The 20,233-nt window shown below is 65.7% G+C and carries 15 protein-coding genes; 10 read left to right on the top strand and 5 right to left on the bottom strand.

What is annotated here, in order from left to right; translation table 11 throughout:
* The first annotated feature begins 34 nt into the window (after positions 1-34).
* The 7 genes from OIT41_RS14205 to OIT41_RS14175 all read left to right on the top strand — a co-directional run bounded on the left by OIT41_RS14205 (position 35) and on the right by OIT41_RS14175 (position 7,914).
* Positions 35-1,210: a ferrochelatase gene (locus tag OIT41_RS14205; RefSeq protein WP_264637963.1), complete on the top strand. Its 1,176-nt coding sequence runs from the start codon at positions 35-37 to the stop codon at positions 1,208-1,210.
* Positions 1,207-2,193 carry a hydroxymethylbilane synthase gene (hemC, locus tag OIT41_RS14200; RefSeq protein ID WP_264636656.1) on the top strand — a complete coding sequence of 329 codons (987 nt, stop codon included), beginning with the start codon at positions 1,207-1,209 and terminating at the stop codon, positions 2,191-2,193. The genes OIT41_RS14205 and hemC overlap by 4 nt, the downstream gene beginning before the upstream one ends.
* A gap of 19 nt (positions 2,194-2,212) precedes the next feature.
* Entirely contained in the window at positions 2,213-3,106 is an 894-nt protein-coding gene (locus OIT41_RS14195) for a uroporphyrinogen-III synthase (protein WP_264636655.1), read from the top strand.
* Positions 3,103-4,083 carry a porphobilinogen synthase gene (hemB, locus tag OIT41_RS14190; protein WP_264636654.1) on the top strand — a complete coding sequence of 327 codons (981 nt, stop codon included), beginning with the start codon at positions 3,103-3,105 and terminating at the stop codon, positions 4,081-4,083. Before OIT41_RS14195 ends, hemB begins: the two co-directional genes overlap by 4 nt.
* Complete coding sequence (locus OIT41_RS14185; protein ID WP_264636653.1) at positions 4,083-5,159, top strand: LLM class flavin-dependent oxidoreductase; 1,077 nt, start codon at positions 4,083-4,085, stop codon at positions 5,157-5,159. Before hemB ends, OIT41_RS14185 begins: the two co-directional genes overlap by 1 nt.
* A 61-nt stretch (positions 5,160-5,220) precedes the next feature.
* Positions 5,221-6,543 (top strand): glutamate-1-semialdehyde 2,1-aminomutase, encoded by a 1,323-nt coding sequence (gene hemL, locus OIT41_RS14180; protein ID WP_264636652.1) that lies wholly within the window; start codon positions 5,221-5,223, stop codon positions 6,541-6,543.
* A 63-nt stretch (positions 6,544-6,606) separates the two neighbouring features.
* The gene (locus OIT41_RS14175) at positions 6,607-7,914 is read left to right on the top strand and encodes a glycoside hydrolase family 3 N-terminal domain-containing protein (protein WP_264636651.1); all 1,308 of its coding nucleotides are present in this window, start codon (positions 6,607-6,609) and stop codon (positions 7,912-7,914) included.
* An 83-nt stretch (positions 7,915-7,997) separates the two neighbouring features.
* Here OIT41_RS14175 and OIT41_RS14170 read toward each other — a convergent pair whose 3' ends face one another.
* The 4 genes from OIT41_RS14170 to OIT41_RS14155 all read right to left on the bottom strand — a co-directional run bounded on the left by OIT41_RS14170 (position 7,998) and on the right by OIT41_RS14155 (position 11,513).
* The gene (locus OIT41_RS14170; protein ID WP_264636650.1) at positions 7,998-8,735 is read right to left on the bottom strand and encodes an amino acid ABC transporter ATP-binding protein; all 738 of its coding nucleotides are present in this window, start codon (positions 8,733-8,735) and stop codon (positions 7,998-8,000) included.
* Positions 8,732-9,496 (bottom strand): amino acid ABC transporter permease, encoded by a 765-nt coding sequence (locus tag OIT41_RS14165; protein WP_264636649.1) that lies wholly within the window; start codon positions 9,494-9,496, stop codon positions 8,732-8,734. Before OIT41_RS14165 ends, OIT41_RS14170 begins: the two co-directional genes overlap by 4 nt.
* Positions 9,497-9,507: 11 nt before the next feature.
* Positions 9,508-10,461, bottom strand: a complete 954-nt coding sequence (locus tag OIT41_RS14160; RefSeq protein ID WP_078108336.1) for an ABC transporter substrate-binding protein — start codon at positions 10,459-10,461, stop codon at positions 9,508-9,510.
* A gap of 341 nt (positions 10,462-10,802) precedes the next feature.
* On the bottom strand, positions 10,803-11,513 hold the full coding sequence (locus tag OIT41_RS14155; protein WP_264636648.1) for a 3'-5' exonuclease: 711 nt from the start codon (positions 11,511-11,513) through the stop codon (positions 10,803-10,805).
* Between the two features lie 88 nt (positions 11,514-11,601).
* Here OIT41_RS14155 and OIT41_RS14150 point away from each other — a divergent pair, with 88 nt between their 5' ends.
* The 3 genes from OIT41_RS14150 to OIT41_RS14140 all read left to right on the top strand — a co-directional run bounded on the left by OIT41_RS14150 (position 11,602) and on the right by OIT41_RS14140 (position 18,883).
* On the top strand, positions 11,602-12,018 hold the full coding sequence (locus OIT41_RS14150) for an MGMT family protein (protein ID WP_078108338.1): 417 nt from the start codon (positions 11,602-11,604) through the stop codon (positions 12,016-12,018).
* A gap of 83 nt (positions 12,019-12,101) precedes the next feature.
* The gene (locus tag OIT41_RS14145; RefSeq protein ID WP_264637962.1) at positions 12,102-15,365 is read left to right on the top strand and encodes an ATP-dependent helicase; all 3,264 of its coding nucleotides are present in this window, start codon (positions 12,102-12,104) and stop codon (positions 15,363-15,365) included.
* The gene (locus tag OIT41_RS14140; protein ID WP_264636647.1) at positions 15,362-18,883 is read left to right on the top strand and encodes an ATP-dependent helicase; all 3,522 of its coding nucleotides are present in this window, start codon (positions 15,362-15,364) and stop codon (positions 18,881-18,883) included. Before OIT41_RS14145 ends, OIT41_RS14140 begins: the two co-directional genes overlap by 4 nt.
* A 43-nt stretch (positions 18,884-18,926) precedes the next feature.
* Here the strand turns inward: OIT41_RS14140 and OIT41_RS14135 are convergent, their stop codons facing one another.
* Positions 18,927-20,225 carry a macrolide 2'-phosphotransferase gene (locus tag OIT41_RS14135; RefSeq protein ID WP_264636646.1) on the bottom strand — a complete coding sequence of 433 codons (1,299 nt, stop codon included), beginning with the start codon at positions 20,223-20,225 and terminating at the stop codon, positions 18,927-18,929.
* Positions 20,226-20,233 lie beyond the last annotated feature (8 nt).

Raw genomic sequence — 20,233 nt, 5'->3', positions numbered from 1 at the left:
CACCGAGGTCAACGACGTCACCGAGGCCGGACGCATGGCTCCCAAAGAGTACGACGCCGTCCTCCTCGCCTCTTTCGGCGGCCCCGAAGGCCAGGACGATGTCATTCCCTTCCTGCGCAATGTGACCCGTGGCCGCGGCATCCCCGATGAGCGCCTTGAAGAGGTGTCGCACCACTACCGTGCGTTCGGCGGGATCAGCCCCATCAACCAGCAAAACAGGAACCTCAAGGCCGCCCTTGAAGCGGAGTTGGCCTCACGCGGCATCAGCCTTCCCGTGCTGTGGGGCAACCGCAACTGGGATCCTTACATCCCGCAAACCCTCCAGGAAGCCTACGACGCCGGCCACCGCAAACTGCTGATGGTCACCACGAGCGCATACTCCTGTTACTCCAGCTGCCGCCAGTACCGCGAGGACATCGGCATCGCGCTGACGGAGAGCGGCCTTGACGGCAAACTCGAAGTGGACAAGGTACGCCAGTACTTCGACCACCCAGGCTTCGTCGAACCCTTCGTGGAAGGAACGGCTGCAGGACTTGCGGAGGTCAAGGAGAAACTGGCTGCGGCCGGTCTCCAGGACGCTCCGGTGCACATCCTGTTTGCGACGCACTCCATTCCAACCCGTGACGCCGAAGCCGCCGGGCGTTCGGACGCCGAGCCCCGCGAGTTCGAGCAGGACTCTGCCTACGTCGCCCAGCATTTGGCTTCCGGCGCCGAGGTGGTTCGTCGGGTTGAGGCCGAATCCGGGCTCACCGCTCCGTGGTCCTTGGTGTACCAGTCACGTTCCGGCGCGCCGAGCGTTCCGTGGCTTGAGCCGGACATCAACGATGCCATCGAGGAACTGGCCGGCCAGGGAGTCAAGGGCGTCGTGATCGTCCCCCTCGGCTTCGTTTCCGACCACATGGAAGTGGCCTGGGACTTGGACACCGAGGCCTTGGAAACCTGCAAGAACCTCGGAATCGCCGCGACCCGCGTTCCCACCCCGGGAACCCACCGCACGTTTGTCTCCGGCCTGGTGGATCTCATTTGCGAGCGGACGGTAGCCAACAATATCGCCGATCGCCCCGCGATGACCGGGCTCGGGCCGTGGTACGACATCTGCCGTCCGGGCTGCTGCGCCAACTTCCGTGGGGAGAAGCCCACGATTGCGGGTGCGGACACCTCGGTCGGCACGGGGCATGATGCCTACCCCGCAGGAGAAAGCGCGAAATGACCGTTCGGATCGGCACCCGCGCGAGCAAGCTCGCGCTCACCCAAAGCCAGCAGGCCGCGGACCAGCTGGCCGCCGTCGGCGGCTTCCCCGTCGAACTGGTGCGCATCAAGACCGAAGGCGATGTCCGGACGGGTTCCCTGTCCCAGATGGGCGGCACCGGAGTGTTCGTCGCCGCTCTTCGCGACGCGCTGTTGGAGAACGCATGCGACGTCGCCGTGCACTCCTTGAAGGATCTCCCCACGGGTGCGGCGCCGGGGCTCACCATTGCGGCAACGCCGAAACGCGTCGATGTCCGGGACGCCTTGTGCGCCCGTGACGGCCTCAAGTTGGCGGACCTTCCGGCAGGCTCCAGGGTCGGTACCGGATCGCCGCGCCGCGCCGCCCAGCTGCGCGCCGCCCGCCCGGATCTCGACGTCGTGGACATCCGCGGCAACGTGGACACCCGGCTGGGCCGCGTTCCGGGGCTCGCCGGCAACGCGGAAGATTCACCCGGCGACCTCGACGCCGTCGTCCTCGCCGCGGCGGGACTGGAACGGATCAGCCGGCTCGACGTCGTGACGGAGTTCTTCGAAACCGACGTCATGCTTCCAGCGCCCGGACAAGGCTCGCTCGCGATCGAGTGCCGCACGGCTGACGCGCCCGGACAGTCCGACCCGGCCGAAGGTTCCCAGGGTGCACTCGCACAGGCCCTGGCCGCACTGAACGATGAAGACACCCGGCTGGCCGTCACGGCGGAGCGGGCCGTCCTGGCCCGCCTCGAAGCCGGCTGCGCTGCGCCCGTGGGCGCCTACGCTTACCGCAAGGGGAGCATGCTCTATCTGGAAGCGGTGGTCTGTGCCGTCGACGGGAGCGCGTCCGTGCGCGAGAAAAAGGCCAGCGACGGCCTCACTGAGGTGGGCGCCACGTTGCTGGGCATCGAAGTCGCCGAACTCCTCCTCTCCGCGGGCGCCGCGGACATCACAGATCTTGCAGCTTCCCGATAACCGGAGCCACCAGGAGACCATGGGACGGCACAGTGCAGTGAAGTCGGGGGAGGCCCGGGTCCTTGAAGGCGCCCGGGTCCTTGTGACGCGCAGCCCGGATCGTGCCGCGCCCCTCGTCAGCGCCCTGCGTGAGGCCGGCGCGGAGCCGCTCCTGTTGCCCTTGATCGACTTCGAACGAGCCCGCGACCAGCACTCCCTCGAGGTCGCTTTGGACGCCCTCCGTGCCGGGGCGTACGGCTGGTTGGTGGTCAGCAGCATCACCACGGTGCGTGCCCTGAAGGAAAAGGCGGCCGAGCGGCGCTTGGAGCTGAAGGAACTGATTCCGGATTTTGTCCGGATCGCGACGATCGGTCCGTCGAGCCGGCGGGTCCTCGAAGCGGAAGGCCTTCCCGTGGACCTCGCACCGGAGGACGTCCAGTCGGCCGCGGGACTCGTCTCCGTCTGGCCGACAGGGCCGGCCAATGTGCTGTTGCCCCAAGCTGACATCGCCGATGCGACGTTGGCGGAGGGGATCGAGGCCAAGGGAGCCGCAGTCCAGGCAGTGACGGCCTACCACACCGTGGACTACCCGGCGGCCCCCGGACGCAGGCTCATTGCTGCCTTGGTGGCTGCGAACGGCTGGCACACGGGAAGCGGATCCGGGGCCCCGGAGCTCACCCCCGACGACGCCAAAGCCGAACTTTCCGGCGGCCGGCTCCACGCCGTCGTCGCCGCTTCACCCAGCGCGGCACGCCGCATCCACGCCTCGCTGGCTCCGCTGCGGGATTGCCGCTTCATTGCGATCGGGCGCTCGACGGCGGCAGAGGCTGCCGCTCTCGGCATTCCAGTTGCGGCAACCGCCAAGGAACCCACACCCGCCGGCATCGTGGCCGCCCTACGCACCGTATTCGACACCGAAGGGAACGAAAGTTGAGCTTTCCAAACCACCGGCCCCGCCGGCTCCGCACCACCCCCGCCATGCGCCGGATGACCGCCGAACACCGCTTGGCGCCCGCTGACCTCATCCTGCCGGCCTTTATTCGCGAAGGACTCAGCGAACCGGCTCCGATCAGCTCCATGCCCGGCGTCGTCCAGCACACCACGGACTCGCTGAAGCGCGCCGCCGCAGAAGCCGTGGAGCTGGGCGTCAGCGGCATCATGCTGTTCGGTGTTCCCGCCGTCCGCGATGCCCGCGGCACCGCCTCCCTGGATCCCGATGGCGTGCTTAACAAGGCCATCCGCGACGTCCGTGCGGAAGTGGGCGATGACCTGGTGGTCATGGGCGACGTGTGCCTCGACGAATTCACCGACCACGGCCACTGCGGTGTCCTGGACGCCAACGGCTACGTGGACAACGACGCCACCCTCGAAATCTACGCCCAAATGGCTGTAGCACAGGCCGACGCCGGTGCCCACGTCCTGGGGCCGTCCGGGATGATGGATGGCCAGATCGCCGTGATTCGCCAGGCCCTTGAAGAAGCCGGACACCGGAACACCGCGCTCCTGGCCTACGCGGCGAAATACGCCTCAGCTTTCTATGGCCCCTTCCGCGAAGCCGTGGACTCGCAGCTCAAGGGCGACCGCCGGACGTACCAGATGGATGCCGCAAACCGCCGGGAAGCCATCATCGAGGTGGAACTCGACCTCGAAGAGGGCGCTGACATGGTGATGGTCAAGCCGGCCATGAGCTACCTCGACGTCCTGGCCGACGTCGCCGCCATGAGCCCGGTCCCCGTGGCGGCCTACCAAATCTCCGGTGAATACGCCATGATCGAAGCGGCTGCCGCGAACGGCTGGATTGACCGCCGCGGCGCCATCACAGAATCCGTGCTCGGCATCAAACGGGCCGGCGCCGACATGGTGCTGACGTACTGGGCGTCCGAGCTCGCCGGCTGGCTCAAGGAGTCCTGATGACCGAAACCCCTTCCGCTCCGACGGCTCCGGTGGGTGCTACGGAGATCCTCCTCGGGCTGAACACTTTCGGTGACGCCGGGGTGGACGCCGACGGCAGTCCGAAACCGCACGCCCGGGTATTGCGGGAACTGTTGGCGGAAGCGGAACTGGCGGACGCCGTCGGGCTTCATTCCTTCGGGGTGGGGGAGCACCACCGGCGCGACTTCGCTGTCTCGGCGCCCGAAGTGTTCCTCGCGGCCGCGGCCGCCCGGACAAGGCAGATCAAGCTCGGTTCGGCCGTCACCGTGCTCAGCTCCGACGATCCCATCAGGGTCTTCCAACGTTTCTCCACCGTTGACGCGCTCTCCAACGGGCGGGCAGAAGTGATGCTGGGCCGCGGCTCGTTCGTGGAATCGTTCCCGCTGTTCGGCCTGGACCTGGCCGACTACGAAGTCCTGTTCGAGGAGAAGCTGGAGCTCTTCGACAAGGTCCGGGCGCAGAAGCCCGTGCATTGGGAAGGCCGCACCCGGCCGAACGTGAGTGGAATGAGCGTCTTTCCGCCGCTGGAACACCACTTGTTGCCGACGTGGATCGGTGTGGGCGGAACCCCCGAGTCGGTGCTGCGCTGCGCCCAATACGGCTACCCGATCATTTTCGCCATCATCGGCGGGGAACCGCGCCGCTTTGCCCCGCTGGTGAATTTGTACCGCGAGGCAATGGGGAAGTATAGACACCCCATGCAGCAGATTGCCACGCATTCGCCCGGGCACGTCGCTCCGACCGACGAGGAAGCCCGCGAGGAGTTGTTCCCGCATTGGCTGGCCCAGCGCAACCGTATCGGCGCCGAACGCGGCTGGGGACCGGCGAGCAGGGGCGAGTTCGACGCCATGTGCGGCCCGGAGGGGGCACTCTATGTCGGCTCGCCGGAAACGGTTGCCCGGAAGATCGTCTTGCTGAAGCGGAACCTCGGCGTGGACCGTTTCGACCTCAAATACAGCAACGGGACGCTGCCCCACGAATCCATGATGCGCTGCATCGAACTCTTCGGCACCGTGGTGGCCCCACTCGTGGCCGGGCAGCTCGCCGGTGCCTGAACCCCGGTAGCCGCCCTCGCCGGTGCCTGAACCGCTCCTCATCCCTGAAAGAATGGACACCATGAGTTCAAACACCCCTGTCTCCGACCAACTGTTCGACCGCGCCCGCTCCTTGATGCCCGGCGGCGTCAACTCTCCGGTGCGCGCCTTCGGATCCGTCGGCGGCACTCCGAAGTTCATGGTTTCCGCGCAGGGTCCGTACCTGACCGATGCTGATGGCCGCGAATACGTGGACCTCGTCTGCTCATGGGGCCCGGCGCTGCTGGGTCACGCGCACCCGGCCGTCCTTGACGCCGTCCACGCCGCCGTCGACCGAGGCTTGTCCTTTGGCGCGTCCACGCCGGATGAGGCAAACCTCGCCGCGATCGTCAAGGAACGCGTCTCCGCCGTCGAACGCATCCGCATGGTGTCCACGGGCACCGAGGCCACCATGACCGCTGTACGCCTGGCCCGTGGCTTCACTGGCCGCAACCTGATCGTGAAGTTCGCCGGCTGCTACCACGGCCACCTCGATGGACTGCTCGCCGCGGCCGGCTCGGGCCTTGCGACCATGGCGCTGCCCGGTTCGGCCGGCGTCACTGAAGCCGCCGCCGCTGAAACCCTTGTCCTGCCGTACAACGACCTCGGCGCGGTGGAAGCCGCTTTCGCCGCGCACGGCAACAACATCGCCGCCGTCATCACGGAAGCCGCTCCCGCCAACATGGGCGTCGTGACACCGGGCGAAGGCTTCAACGCTGGGCTGTCGCGCATCACCCGGGAGCACGGTGCGCTGTTGATCCTGGACGAAGTGCTCACCGGGTTCCGCACCGGCTACGCGGGTTACTGGGGCCTCACGGGGCGCCAGGAAGGCTGGATGCCGGACCTGCTGACCTTCGGCAAGGTCATCGGCGGCGGCATGCCGACGGCGGCGCTCGGCGGACGTGCCGACGTCATGGATTACCTTGCCCCCCTTGGTCCGGTGTACCAGGCAGGAACGTTGTCCGGGAACCCGGTGGCCATGGCCGCAGGCGTCGCCACCCTGACACACGCGACTCCGGAGGTCTACGACTTCGTGGACACCCGCTCGCTGGAACTCTCCGCGGCACTCTCATCGGCGCTGGACACCGCCGGCGTGGACCACTCGATCCAGCGCGCCGGGAACCTCTTCTCCGTGGCCTTCGGCACGTCGGCCAACGGCGTCCACAACTACGCCGACGCCCAGGCCCAGGACGTCTTCCGCTACGCACCGTTCTTCCACTCCATGCTGGACTCCGGCGTCTACCTGCCGCCGTCGGTCTTCGAAGCGTGGTTCCTGTCCGCTGCCCACGACGACGCCGCCATGAACCGGATCTTTGACGCACTCCCGGCCGCAGCCAAGGCGGCCGCGGAGGCCACGGCCTTGTAAACGGCGCTTTTCCCATGTTTTGCAGGCTGCTCCTTACCCGTAATGCTCGGGCGGGAGCAGGCTGTGGGCAACGATCGAATCGACAAGGCGATGATTCATCTGCTCAAATCGTCCAGAATTTCACTGCTCATTCTCTTCGCCCTGATGGCCGGGGCGTTTGCCGGAATAGCGCACGCCGACACTCCTGAACCGGGGGTCAGGGCCGTCGGAGACCCGCCCCCGACGCCAACTACTCCACAGGCCGCCCCCACGCCCGGGTTTTTGACCTCTCCAGGGGGATCGCCGGAGGCCCCTGCTCCGCCGGCCGGGCCTTCCGAGCCGCCGCTTCCTCCGCACCCGACGCCGGAACAGCGGCTCGCGGGTTTGACCCTGGAGCAAAGGGTGGGGCAGCTGTTCATGGTGGCAGCCAAGGCCGACGGGAGCGATGCCGGCACCGTGGCAGATCTCCTGAACAACCACGTGGGCAACATATATCTGGCCGGACGCAGCCAGGCAGGCCTTGCGGCGACGGCATCAGTGGTGGCAAAGCTGAAGGCAGCCATTTCGCCCGCGGCGAGCCGAGGGTTGCCGCTGTCCGTCGCGACGGACCAGGAGGGCGGTTCTGTTCAAGTCCTTAGGGGACCCGGATTCGAGCCTATTCCCGCAGCCTTGGACCAAGGCAACTCAAACCCCGACCAGCTACGCGCCGACGCCCGGCAATGGGGGTCGGAACTCCTGCGGGCCGGAGTGAATGTCGATCTGGCGCCCGTACTGGATACGGTACCCAGCCCCGAATTCGCGCCCTCGAATAAGCCCATCGGCGTCTTCAAACGCGAATACGGCTTCATCCCGGCTACGGTGACCGAACACGGGAACGCTATGGCGGCCGGATTGCGGGACGCCGGGGTGGCGCCGGTGGCGAAGCACTTTCCGGGAATGGGACGTGTCCGCCTGAACACCGATGTCAGCACGAACGTGCACGACACCGAAACAAGCCGGACGGATCCCTACCTGATGCCGTTCAAGGCTGCGATCGACGGCGGGCTGCGGTGGGTCATGATTTCGAACGCCTACTACGACAAGATCGATCCCGACCACGCGGCGCCGTTTTCGTCCGAGATCATGCGCACCATGTTGCGGACGGACGCAGGGTTCACCGGAATCATCGTGTCCGACGATTTGTGCAACGCCGTGCAGCTGTCGCCCTGGAGCGTGGGGGACAGGGCGACGAATTTCATCAGCGCGGGCGGCACCATGGTCCTGTGCGCGGATACCGCTTCAGTTCCGGCGATGTATGCCCAGGTCCTGCAGCGGGCGCAGGCCGATCCCGACTTCCGTAAATCCGTGGATGCCGCGGCCCTGACTGTCCTTCAAGTGAAGGCCGGGAAGTGAGCCGGATGCGAAAAATCCCCGGCTGCGGACGGGCTCACCGCTGTGGGCGTCCCGTCCGCAAGCCGGGGATTCTCCGGTAAGTCCTAGAGCACGTCCGAAAGGAAGCCCTTCAGGCGATCGGTCCGCGGTTCGGTGAAGAGCTGTTCCGGCGATCCGCTCTCTACGACGACGCCTGCATCCATGAACGTCACGGTGTCCGACACGTTCCTCGAGAAGCCCATTTCGTGGGTTACCACCACCATGGTCATGCCTCCCTTGGCCAGATCGGTCATGAGTGCGAGCACGCCTTTGACCAGCTCAGGGTCCAGGGCCGACGTTGCCTCGTCGAAGAACATGACCTCGGGCTTCATGGCAAGCGCCCGCGCAATGGCGACGCGCTGTTGTTGCCCGCCCGAGAGGTTGGCTGGCCGGGCGTCGGCTTTGTGCTTGAGCCCCACGAGGTCCAGTTGTGCCAAGGCATCTTCCCGGGCCTGCTCCTTGGACATTCCGCGCAGCTTCCGGAGCGCGAGGGAGATGTTCTCCGCCACGGTCTTGTGCGGAAACAGGTTGAACTGCTGGAAGACCATGCCGATTCTCCGGCGCAGTTCGTCCGGGTTGTCCTTGAGTACCGAACGGCCATCGAGCAGGATGTCACCCTGCTCGGGTTCGATCAACCGGTTCATGACGCGCAGGAGCGTGGATTTACCTGAGCCGGAAGGGCCGATCACGGAAGCCGTAGTGCCCTTCTCGACGTGCAGGTCGATGCCGCGCAGGACATGGTTGGACCCGAAGGACAGATGGATGTTTTTTGCTGTCAGTGTTCCTGACGCGAACTCGCTCAAGCGTGGGCTCCCTTCCCGACGACGGCGGCTGCCTCGTCCGGTTCCTTCTTCTCCGGCCGGCCCGAACGCAGGCGGCGGTCAATCCAGTTCACGAAATGCGTCAACGGAATGGTCAGTGCCAGGTAGAAGATGGCTGCCGCCACATAGGGCGACAGGTTTCCGCTGGTGGAGGCAGCGTCCTTGCCGATCTGGAAGATCTCGCGCTCCGAGGCCAGCAGGCCCAGGAGGAAGACCAGCGACGACTCCTTGATCAATGCAATGAATTGGTTGACCAACGCGGGCAAGACCCGCCGGACGCCCTGGGGAACCACCACAAGCCGCATGGCAGGGCCGTAGCCGAATCCCAAAGCACGCGTGGCCTCGAGCTGGCCCTTGTCCACGCTCTGGATACCGGAACGGAAGATCTCGCCGATGTACGCCCCCGACATCAGCGACAGCGCCGCGATGGCCATGGGGTACGGGCTCGTGGAGCCCGTCAGCTGGCGAATGATCGGGCCGAATCCGAGACCGATCACGAGGATGGTGAGCACGGGCGGCAGCCCACGGAGGATATCCGTGTAGACGCGGGCGATCCACCGGGCCACCGGATTCCGGGATATCCCCATAAGGGCGAGCAGCATGCCGAGCACCGTTCCGATGACACCGGAGGTGACGGCCAGGACGAGCGTGTTCGGCAGGCCGACTGCGAACATCTTGGGGATGACTTCGCCCATCGCCTTCCAATCGAGGAAGGTCTCAGAGAGCAGTTTGAAGATATCCATGGAAGCCTGGGTTACTTGGCCGGGATCTGGACGGCCTTGCTGCCCGGCTTCCAGCCCTGGGGAGTCTGCTCCGCTTTGGTCGGGCGGTCTTTGTACCACTCGGCCGTCAGCTTGGTCCAGGTACCGTCCGCGATCACGGCGTCAAGGCCGGAGTTGAGGGCGTCGATCAGGGGCTGGTTGTCCTTGTTCACGGCCCAGGCGGTGAAGTTCTGGGTGTTGACGACCTTTTCGGCGATCTTCGTGTTGTCGCCGTCCTTCACCTGGCCCGTGGCCTGCTGCGACGGGGCGACCCAGGCATCAACCTGACCGCTCTTCACGTTGGCGTAGACCGTGTTGTAGTCGGGGAAACGGACGGGCTCAAGCTTGAGCGTGTTCGTGACGTAGTCGTCCTGGACGGTGCCCTGGACGACGCCGATGCGGACGTCGGACTTGAGGTCTGCGAAGCCCTTGACCTTGGAGTCGGTCTTGGTCACGACGGCCATGTAGCCGAAGTCGTAGCCATTGGTGAATCCGACCGTTTCGCGGCGCTTGTCCGTGGTGGAGATCGAGGAGGAGCCGACGTCGAACTGCTTGTTCTTGACCTGGGACAGCAGCGCGGAGAAGTCAGTGGAAGCGAACTCGACCTTGAGGCCCAGCTTGGCGCCAACGGCACGCAGGAGTTCGTTGTCGTAGCCGGTGAACTTGCCCGAGGGATCGATGAAGATGTTCGGCGGGGCGTCCGAGAGCGTGCCGACGCGCAGTGTGCCGTCGGTGATCAGGCCCAGCTTGGACTTGTCGATCTTGTCCAGCGGGGTGACGTCCTTGGTGGTGTACTTGTCCAGCGTCTTCTGGTCGCTGCCCTGGAGGGCGTCGGTGGGCGAGGCGCTGCCTGTGCTGCCGGCTCCGCCACCGCAAGCGGCGAGCGAGACGGCGAGAACTGCAGCCACGGGGACAGCAGAGAACCACTTCAGGGCTTTGATTTTCATCAAGCAAATCACTTTCATCGGGGAACACGCGTTCGTATCGAGACGGGCGGGGAACGCGGCCAAAGCAGGTTTGGGCCGCAATATCAGAACTCGACCCGCCAAACTTAATTATGTCATCCGCCTATTCAGCGGAAAATTGACGGCGATAAGACGCGTGATTCCAGAAAAATCCGAATTAAGTTCAATGCATTATGCGGATTGCCCCTGAAGTGCCGCACTCGCTGGCATTGAGGGGGAATTGGTGACTGACGCCCAGCTGGCTTTCAGGCAGCAAGTGCAGTGTGACGTGCATCCCATCATGCGGACGATGGGAAAGCGTCCGGTCCGTGGACCGGGAAACTTTAGAAGTCTCCTCCGCTGGCGTCTTCCGGGGGGAGAACCGGCCAATTGCCTTCGATGACGGCTGTTGGTTTGGTCTTGCGCAGGTAGCTCTGGAAATCGGCGGCCTGGGCAGCCGCCCAATCAACCTGCAGGTGGTGCAGCTTGGAAGCGGGCATGTGCAGCTTTGGGAACTTGCCGGCCATGGCATCAAGGACACGCAGGGTGGCAAGGGCGTCCGCGGCGGAAGTGTGGGCGTTGTCCAGGTTCACGCCGTACTCTTCGCACAGCGCGGTCAGGGTCCGCTTGCCTTTGCGGTACCGGTCAACCTGCTTGTTCATGACGTAGGGGTCAAGGACCGGGAAACGGGTCAATTGCGGCACGCCGTATCGTGCTGATTCGGCGGCCAGGACCGTGAAGTCATAGCTGGCATTGAACGCAATGACCGGCACGCCGTCGTCGAACAGTTCCTGGAGCGCGGCAGCAACTTCGCGCGTCACGTCTGCCGCCGGTCGGCCTTCGGCCCTCGCCTTTTCCGTGGTGATCCCGTGGATCTCGCTGGCCTCCAAGGGAATCTCCGTACCGGGATCCGCCAACCATTCGAGCTCCTTGACGACGCTGCCGTCGTCGTCCACTACGGTGACCGAAGCGGTGACGATCCTGGCCGAACGGGAATTCCGTCCCGTGGTCTCGAGGTCGAACGCGGCGCGGGGGAGGGTGTTCCAAGAGCTCATGCTTCAACGCTACCGGCGCCCTACGACAAGAACCGGACCGACACTCCTTCTGCGCCGATCCGGGGGTCCATGCCGATAGGCTGGTGGCATGCGGATGGAGTTTGTGACGGCGGTGCTGGCCGTCGTGGATCTCATGCCGCCCGGCGTTGCCGTCTCCTACGGGGATGTTGCCGAGCTTCTTGGTTCAGGCGGTCCCCGCCAGATCGGATCGGTCATGAGCCACCATGGGAGCACGGTGGCTTGGTGGCGGGTACTGCGTGCAAGCGGCGAGGCGCCCCCAGGGCTTGAGTCAGAAGCGCTGCACCACTACGTGGACGAGGGAACACCGCTGCACGGCGCCTACGCGGAATACCTGCGGACTGGCGAGGGCCGCTGGCGGGTTGACCTGGCGCGTGCCCGGTGGGCTCCGACGGACCGGGACTTCGACAGTATCGATGCGATCTCCGAACAACTCGAGCGTCAGCTCCATAAATTGTCGGTGCCCGATGATGAAATGACCGTGTGAGTCCAACACCGACACCCCAAGCAGCATCGCAGGAAGCAACAACATCGCCGCGGCAGGCGCAATCCCGGCACTCGCCTGCCCGCTTGCGCCTGCTTCCCCCTCGCGAGGTCCGCTACGCAGCCCCGGAGTTGTCCGCCGACCAAGCTGCCGTCGTCGGGCTCCCGCACGGATCCGGGCCGGTCCTGGTGCCGGGGGCGCCGGGCACCGGGAAGTCCACCGTGCTGGTGGAAACCGCCGTCCGGCGGGTTCAACGTGACGGCGTGGATCCGGAACGGATCCTGATTCTCGCACCCGGCCGGCATGCGGCGTCGGCGCTGCGGGACACCTTTACGGGGCGGCTGGACCGGAGCTTGAGTACGACGCCGGCGCGCACCTGGGCGTCATACGCCTTTGACCTGATCCGGCGAGCCAAAGCCGAGGGCGTACTGCCGCTTCAGCGGCCACCCAAACTGCTCTCGGGACCGGAACAGGACCTCATTATCAAGGAACTGCTGGAAGGGCACGCCCGGCCGGGCTTTGAACTTCCATGGCCGCAGGACTTGTCCGCGGCGTTGCCCACGCGGGGTTTCCGGCAGGAGATCCGGCAGCTCTTCGACCGGATCATCGAATCCGGACGGACTGCGGAAGATCTCACGTCGCTTGCCTACGAATGCGGCAGGCCGGACTGGATTGCCGCAGCGGACCTCTATTCGGAGTACCGCGACGTCCTGGACCTGCGCATGCCGGAAGCCTTTGACCCTGCCGGAATCATTACCGCGGCGCGGCAGATCTTCCAGGACTCGCCCGGATTCCTGGCGGCCGAGCGCGAACGGTTGCAGTTGATCCTCGTGGATGACGTGCAAGAGGCGAATCCCGCCGTGTTTGAATTGCTCGCGGATATCGCGGAAGGAAAGGACGTCTTGGTGGCGTCCTCTCCGGATACCGTGGTCCAAGGGTTCCGCGGCGCACGCCCCGACCTTGTCTCCGAACTGCCGCGGCTTCTCGGCGGCCTCGCGGGCACCGTGCGGGAGCTTCCGCTATGGCACACACACCGCCACCTCCCCGACGTCGCGAAAGCGTGGACCGGTGTGGCAGCGCGTATCTCGCAGCGGGCCGGGGGCCAGTTGGCCCGGCGTCTGGATCCCCTTCCCGCATCGGCGGAGGAGGCGCCTTCGGGCAAGGCGCGGGCCGCGGGCCGGGTGGAAGCACATGTGCTTCCCTCCACAGTCCACGAGTTGCGCTACGTGGCTCAACGAATCCTCGAAGCACAGCTGCGCGAGAACCACGAGTTCGGCGACATCGCAGTGATCGTGCGCAACGGTGGGCAATTGGCGCAATTGCAGCGCTATCTAAGCGGCCAAGGAATCCCGGTCCGCGTCCCGGTCGCGGATTCCGCGGTCCGTGATGAAGTGGCTGTTCGCCCCCTGCTTGAGGTGTACGGAGTGGTGCTGGATACCGCCAAGCTGACGCCCGAGTCCGCCGTCTCCCTTCTCACGTCGAGGATCGGCGGGGCTACAGCCATCGAGTTGCGCCGCCTCCGGCAATCCTTGCGCCGGGAGGAGCTGCTGGGCGGAGGCGGTCGGTCCAGCGATGCGTTGCTCGTTGAAGCTTTGCTGGAGCCCGGAGCGCTGGGGTCCTTGGGTATCGAGGGCAGCTCGGCACGGCGTTTGGCCCGCATGATCGCGGCAGGACGTGCTGCGGCCGCCGAACCCGGAGCCAACGCGGAGACGGTGTTGTGGGCTTTGTGGCAAGCCACCGGGCTGGCTTCGCGCTGGACCGAAATGGCGCTCGACGGCGGCGCGGCCGGCGCCCGCGCGGACCGGGACCTCGACGCCATGATGGCCCTGTTCCACACCGCCGAGCGCTATGTCGACCAGCTTCCCGGCTCCGGTCCCGAACAATTCCTGGAGTATCTGCTCAGCCAGGAACTCCCCATGGACACCCTTGCCGCCAGGGCACAGGTGGAAGAAGCAGTGGAGCTCATGACGCCGGCCAGCGCAGCCGGGCGGGAATGGGCCGTGGTCATCGTCGCGGGCCTCCAGGAAGGCGTCTGGCCCAACACCAGGCTCCGGGGTGAACTCCTCGGGAGCACTTTGTTTGCCGATGCGGTGGAGCATGGGGTTGAACATGCCTTGCAACGGGGTCCCCTCAGCAGGCTGCGGGATATCCGCTACGACGAGCTGCGCAGCTTCTCCACAGCCGTTTCACGTGCCCGGGAAGTCCTCATCTGCACGGCGGTCTCTTCCGAAGACGAGCAGCAATCTGCCTTTCTTGATTACGTGGCGCCCTTGGAACCGGGACAGTACCTACGTGAGTACACGCCGGTGGGCCGGCCCATGACGCTGCGCGCCCTGGTGGCCGAGCTCCGGCAGCGCGTTCAGCCGGACGACGTCGCGCTTGGCCGCCCGGGCGTGGCCGAGGATGCCGCCGAAGCTGCGCGCGTCCTGGCACACCTTGCCACCGCGGAGCCCGCCGTGCCGGGCGCACATCCGGATTCCTGGTGGGGACTGGCGCCACTCAGCAGCGAGGAACCGGTGGTGCCGGCAGAGGGCACCGTGTTCGTTTCTCCGTCGAAGGTGGAAACGGTGCACAAATCGCCGTTGGATTGGTTCGTCCAAGCGGCCGGGGGAGAAGCCGCCACCGACTTTGCCCGCAGCCTGGGCACCTTGGTCCATGCAATTGCCCAGGAACTGCCGGATGCTTCCGGCGCTGAGTATGTCGCCGAGCTGGTGCGCCGCTGGCCGACACTGGGTATGAAGGACAACTGGGAAGGCCGGCTGGACTTCCAACGGGCAGAGCAGATGGTCCGGAAACTCGCCCAATACGTCCTGGTCATGCGGAGCGAAGGCCGAAGCCTGGCCGGGGTCGAAGCGGACTTCGAGGTCCCCCTTCCGGAGGTGCGCCTGGGCCACGTTGGCGAGGATTCCGATGCTGTCCGGAACGCCGTGCTCCGGGGACAAGTGGATCGTCTGGAAATAGACGCAGAGGGCAGGCTGGTGATTGTCGACCTCAAGACGGGCAAACGGCAGCCGGGCAAGGCCGAACTCGCCAGGCACCCCCAGCTCGGTGCCTATCAGGCGGCCGTGTTGCACGGGGCGTTCCAGGAAACCGTTCCAGGATCCGTTCCTGGCGGTGCCGTGCTCGCACAGCTGGGGACCAAGACGAAGACTCCGGCGGTCCAGGTGCAGGAGCCCCTGGATCCGGGAGATAACTGGGCACAGGACCTTGTCAGCGAGGCCGCTGTGCTCATGGCCGGAGCAAGCTTCGAAGCACGTCACGATCCCTCAAAAGGCAGCCACGGAGGCCACGGCTGCCGGCTACCCGATATTTGCCCGTTGTGCGCCAGGGGAAAGCAGGTCACTGAATGAGCGTCCAGACACTCGCAGGAATCGAGGCGGAAGAGTCCGCCGCGGTTGGCGCGGTCTTGCCGGAACCCCGGTTTTCGCCCGGCGAATTGGCCGATATCCTCGGCGAACGGAACCGTCCGACGGAAGAGCAGTCCGCCATCATTGCGTCGCCGTTGACCCCCCGGTTGGTCATCGCCGGAGCCGGATCCGGGAAAACCGCAACCATGGCAGACCGTGTGGTGTGGCTTGTGGCGAATGGATGGGTTCGCCCTGAAGAGGTCCTGGGCGTCACCTTCACCCGGAAGGCGGCAGGGGAGCTGGCCAGCCGTATCCGTGCCAAATTGGCCACCCTGCAACGCATCGCGTCGCCGGGCAACGGGCAGTACGGCTTCCCGGAGGGAGTCGCGGGTTCCGATGAGCTTGAACCCAAAGTCTCCACTTACCACTCCTACGCCAGCGGCATCGTGTCCGACTACGGCTTGCGCCTGGGTATTGAGCGCGATGTGGTGCTGCTCGGCGGCGCCCAGGCCTGGCAGCTGGCGAGCGAAGTGGTTGAAGCGTACGACGGCGACTATGAGCACTTCAGCGCTGCCAAGTCCACCTTGGTCAACGCCGTGATGCAGTTGGCCGGCGAGTGCGCCGAACACTTGCGAGAACCGGCCGAGGTTCAGCGTTGGTTGATGGACCGCGTGTCCGAATTCGCGCAACTGCCCTATACGTCCGCGGCGAAAAAGAACCCGTCCCAGGCTGCGGGCGATCTCGGCGCCATGTTGCGGACCAGGGCCAGCGTCGCGGACATGGTGGGGCGTTACCAAGAGGCCAAGCGAAACCGCGGAGTCCTCGACTTTGGCGACCTCGTGGCGCTCGCTGCGAAGATTGCCCAGGACATACCACTGGCAGCTGCCACCGAACGGGCCCGCTACAAGGTGGTGTTGCTGGATGAATTCCAGGACACCTCACACGCGCAACTTGTCCTGTTTTCCCGCCTGTTCGGGGGAGGTCATGCCGTGACGGCGGTGGGGGATCCCAACCAGTCTATCTACGGATTCAGGGGTGCTTCGGCCGGCCAACTATTCCACTTCGTCCAGGAATTTCCGGTCCGGGTGGAAGATGGCTTCGGAACGGCATCCCTTGCGACGGCACCCACCTCGTACCTGACCACTGCCTGGCGGAACGGGCGCAGCATCCTGGCCGCCGCCAATGTCATCTCTGCGCCGCTCAACAAGGCCGCCGCCACTGAAGGAGCCCCGGGCTCCAGGGCCGAAGACACTGCTGTGGCCGTGCCGCCGCTGCAACCGAGCCCGGCGGCCGTGGACGGCAATGTTGTCCTCGGACGTTTTGGCACGGACGAAGACGAAGCCGCGGCGATTGGGCGGGATGTCCGCCGTTATCGGCGCACCGTCTTTGAAACCGCGGCCGACGGTACGCCGGTTTCCCCCACCATGGCAGTACTTTGCCGCCGTCGGGCACAGATGGAATGCTTGCGGCGTGAATTCGAGGTCCAAGGGATTCCGTATGAAATAGTCGGCCTCGGCGGACTCCTCGACACCCCTGAAGTGGTGGATCTCGTGGCGGCGCTCCGGGTCCTCGCGGATCCCGGCCGTTCAGATGCGCTGATGCGTTTGCTGGCCGGGGCCCGGTGGAGGATCGGGACTGCGGATTTGATGGCTTTCCGCGACTGGTCCCAATTCCTGGCCAGGCGGCGATCACAAGGCGCTACGGTGGACAGCGGTGCCGGAGACGAGGCGTCGGGTGCGGACGAAAGCCCGATGGAGACGGTCGTCGAAAGCGACATTACGGATGCAGCCAGCCTTGTGGAAGCGCTGGACTTCCTGCCGCGTCCAGGATGGACTTCCGGCCATGGGCGCTCCCTCAGCGCGGCAGCCTTGGACCGGCTTGGCCGCTTGTCTGCGGAGCTTCGGAACCTGCGGGGGTTCATCGGAGATGATCTGACCACGTTGATCGGCGAGGTGGAGCGCGCCATGCTGCTGGACATTGAGGTCGCTGCGAAGCCCGGGACGAGCATCCACCAGGCCCGCCGGAACCTGGACGCGTTCCATGACGCCGCGGCGGGTTTCCTGCAGACTTCACAGCGCGTGGACCTGCTGGCTTTCCTGGGGTGGCTTGAAGCGGCCGCAACAGAAGAAGGCGGACTCGACATGGCCGACGCCGAGGTGAACCACGAGGCCGTGCAATTGCTGACCGTCCATGCCTCCAAAGGCTTGGAATGGGACGTTGTCTTTGTCCCCGGCCTCAATGCCGGGGCCTTCCCGAGCAACCGGAACTCCCGGTGGAGCAGCGGTACCGCGGCCCTGCCATGGCCGCTCCGAGGCGACCGGGCGGATCTCCCCCAATGGGATCTGGACCAGCCGGACCAAAAGGGCTGGCTTGACGCCGAAAAGGACTTCAAATCGGAAGTCCAGCACCACGGCGAGGCCGAAGAGCGGAGACTCGCCTACGTTGCCTACACCCGGGCAAAGTTCGTCCTGTGGGCATCGAGCGCCGCGTGGAATGGTTCCCGGGCCGGGATAGCCGAGACTTCGCCCTTCCTTGCTGAGCTGGCGTGCCTTGCCGGCGAGGCAGGCAGCGATTCCGGTGGAGCATCGGCCGCTGCCATCCACCCCCAGTCCCTCAGCGAAGACGCGCTGCCCACAGAGAGCCCCCTGACTGTCGGCACCGAGGTGGCGATCTTCCCCTATGATCCGCTCGAGGGCCCGAGCGACCCTCGAACGGGGGAACGGCTCCGCTTGGTCCCCGGCCGGCGGGCCGCCATGGAGGCGGCGGCGACCAGGGTCAGGAACGCCGTCGACGGACTGCAGAAGGATTCGCCGCTGGTCATGGACGCCTCGCTGGGCTCACTCCGCGGGGCGGCGGCCGGCTGGGCCGCCGAAGCGGAGTTGTTGTTGGAACGGCAACTGCGGCGGAAGCCGGTCCAAGACGTCCATTTGCCCGGACACATCTCGGCATCGATGTTCGTCGACCTGGGAGACGATCCGGCCGCTGTCCTGGGCCAGCTCCGGCGCCCGGTGCCCCGGCAACCCGGGATCTCGGCACGCAAAGGCACCGCCTTCCACTCCTGGGTCGAGGAATACTTCGGAACCACAGGAATGCTGGATCTCGACGAAGCGCCCGGCTCTGACTCCCACATCGACGAAGCCTACGGACTTGATGACATGGTGGCGACGTTCAGTACTTCAGAATGGGCCCACCGGTCCCCGGCCTTCGTCGAAGTTCCCGTGGAAACGAGGATCGGGGACGTCGTGGTGCGCGGACGGATTGATGCTGTCTTCCGCGGGGCGGACGGCACATGGGAACTGGTGGACTGGAAAACGGGCAGGCGCCCGTCCGGCAGGCAACTCAAGACCCGCGCCGTGCAGCTGGCGGTGTACCGGCTGGCATGGGCGCGCCTCAAGGGTGTGCCGTTGGAGCACGTCAGCGCAGCGTTCTACTACGTTGCCGATGACGCTGTGGTGAGGCCCCACGACCTGGGCACGGCCGAAGAACTGGAGAACATCATCGCTTCCGCGCTGGGCCACTGAAACCGCTGGGCAACTGAAACCACCGCAGCCAAGCCGGGACGGACTAGTGGTCCTTGGCGTCCTGCAACGGTGCGGGCTCCACTACTTGGAGGGCCGTCGTCGAGGTGTCGTCTGATTCGGACGGCGCCTCGGGTGCCGGGGCTGTCCCGTTTGTCGATTCTCCCGAACCGTCCTCGGCGGCGACGCCCGTGGCAGCTTCCCCGAGGGGTGCAACCGTGACTGACGGCGTTGCCGCGGCAGTTTCCGGACGGGCCGCGGGAAGGTCGTCGTCAGCAGATTCCGGGATGGCTGTGACACTTACCGTGGGCTTCGCTGAGTCGCCCTCAGCGGCCGCGGCTTCCGAAACCATGACAACTGCGGGTGCCGCAAGCGCGTCCGCAGCGGCAAGCTCCGCGGCTGCGGCCTCGGCCTCCTCGGCTGCCAACGCGTTTTGCTGTTCGATGTCGTCGGCGAGGGACTTGAGCATCGCCTCGGCTTCTGCCGTCATTTCACTGTGGCCGGCCGCCAAGGCCTTGACGAGATACTGGGCCAGGGCGAATTCGGCAAGGAGCGCCGAGCGTCGGAGCAGGTGGCCGTCCGGAGTGTCGCGTCGGGCTTCCGTGTAGTGCCGCATGACGGATTCCACGAATCCCTGTTCGTTTGACGCCACGAGCCAGGCAAAGTCATCGGCGGGATCGCCGATGCGCAGATCGGTCCATCCCGTCACGGCCGTGACACTGTCGCCATCGACCAGCAGATTGTCTTCGTGCAGATCGCCGTGGACCACGCACGGGTTGAAGCGCCACAACGCCACATCCTCGAGTGCGTGCTCCCAGCGACGCAGCAGGGCGGGCGGTATCTTGCCCGTTGTGGCAGCCTGGTCCAGCTCGTTCAACTTGCGCTGGCGGAATTCGTTGGCCGTGTAGCTGGGAAGGTCGGCGTTGTTCACGAGCGATTGGGGGAGGTCGTGGACGGCGGCCAGCGCCGCACCGATCTCCTTGGCCAAGGAGTCACTGCAGGTGGACAGTTCTTCGATGCTGCGCGTGGCCCCGGCCAAGTGGGCATAGACAAAGGTGCTCAGCGCGCCTTGGCGCACCGTTCCGGCGACAGTGGGCATCAGAAAAGGCAGTTCGGCCCGGATTGCCGGCGCGAAAGCCCGCAGAATCATGAATTCGGTTTCCAGCCGCGCGCTGGCTTCCGGATGGCGTGGCGAACGGACGCGCCAACGCTTGCCCTCGGAGTCCACCAGGAGCGCCGAATCGAAATCGGCAGCATCATCCGGGGCAGAGGCGGCAGCCATCGGCGTCAGGCCGGGCACCGCCGCAGTAGCTACAGCGGCCAGTTCGAACGGTGTTCTTCTCACGTCTTCCA

The sequence above is a fragment of the Arthrobacter sp. YA7-1 genome, from assembly GCF_025960325.1.
Taxonomy (GTDB): domain Bacteria; phylum Actinomycetota; class Actinomycetes; order Actinomycetales; family Micrococcaceae; genus Arthrobacter; species Arthrobacter bambusae_A.
Note: the sequence above shows the minus strand (reverse complement) of the source record. Positions and strands in the feature narration are given on the sequence as shown.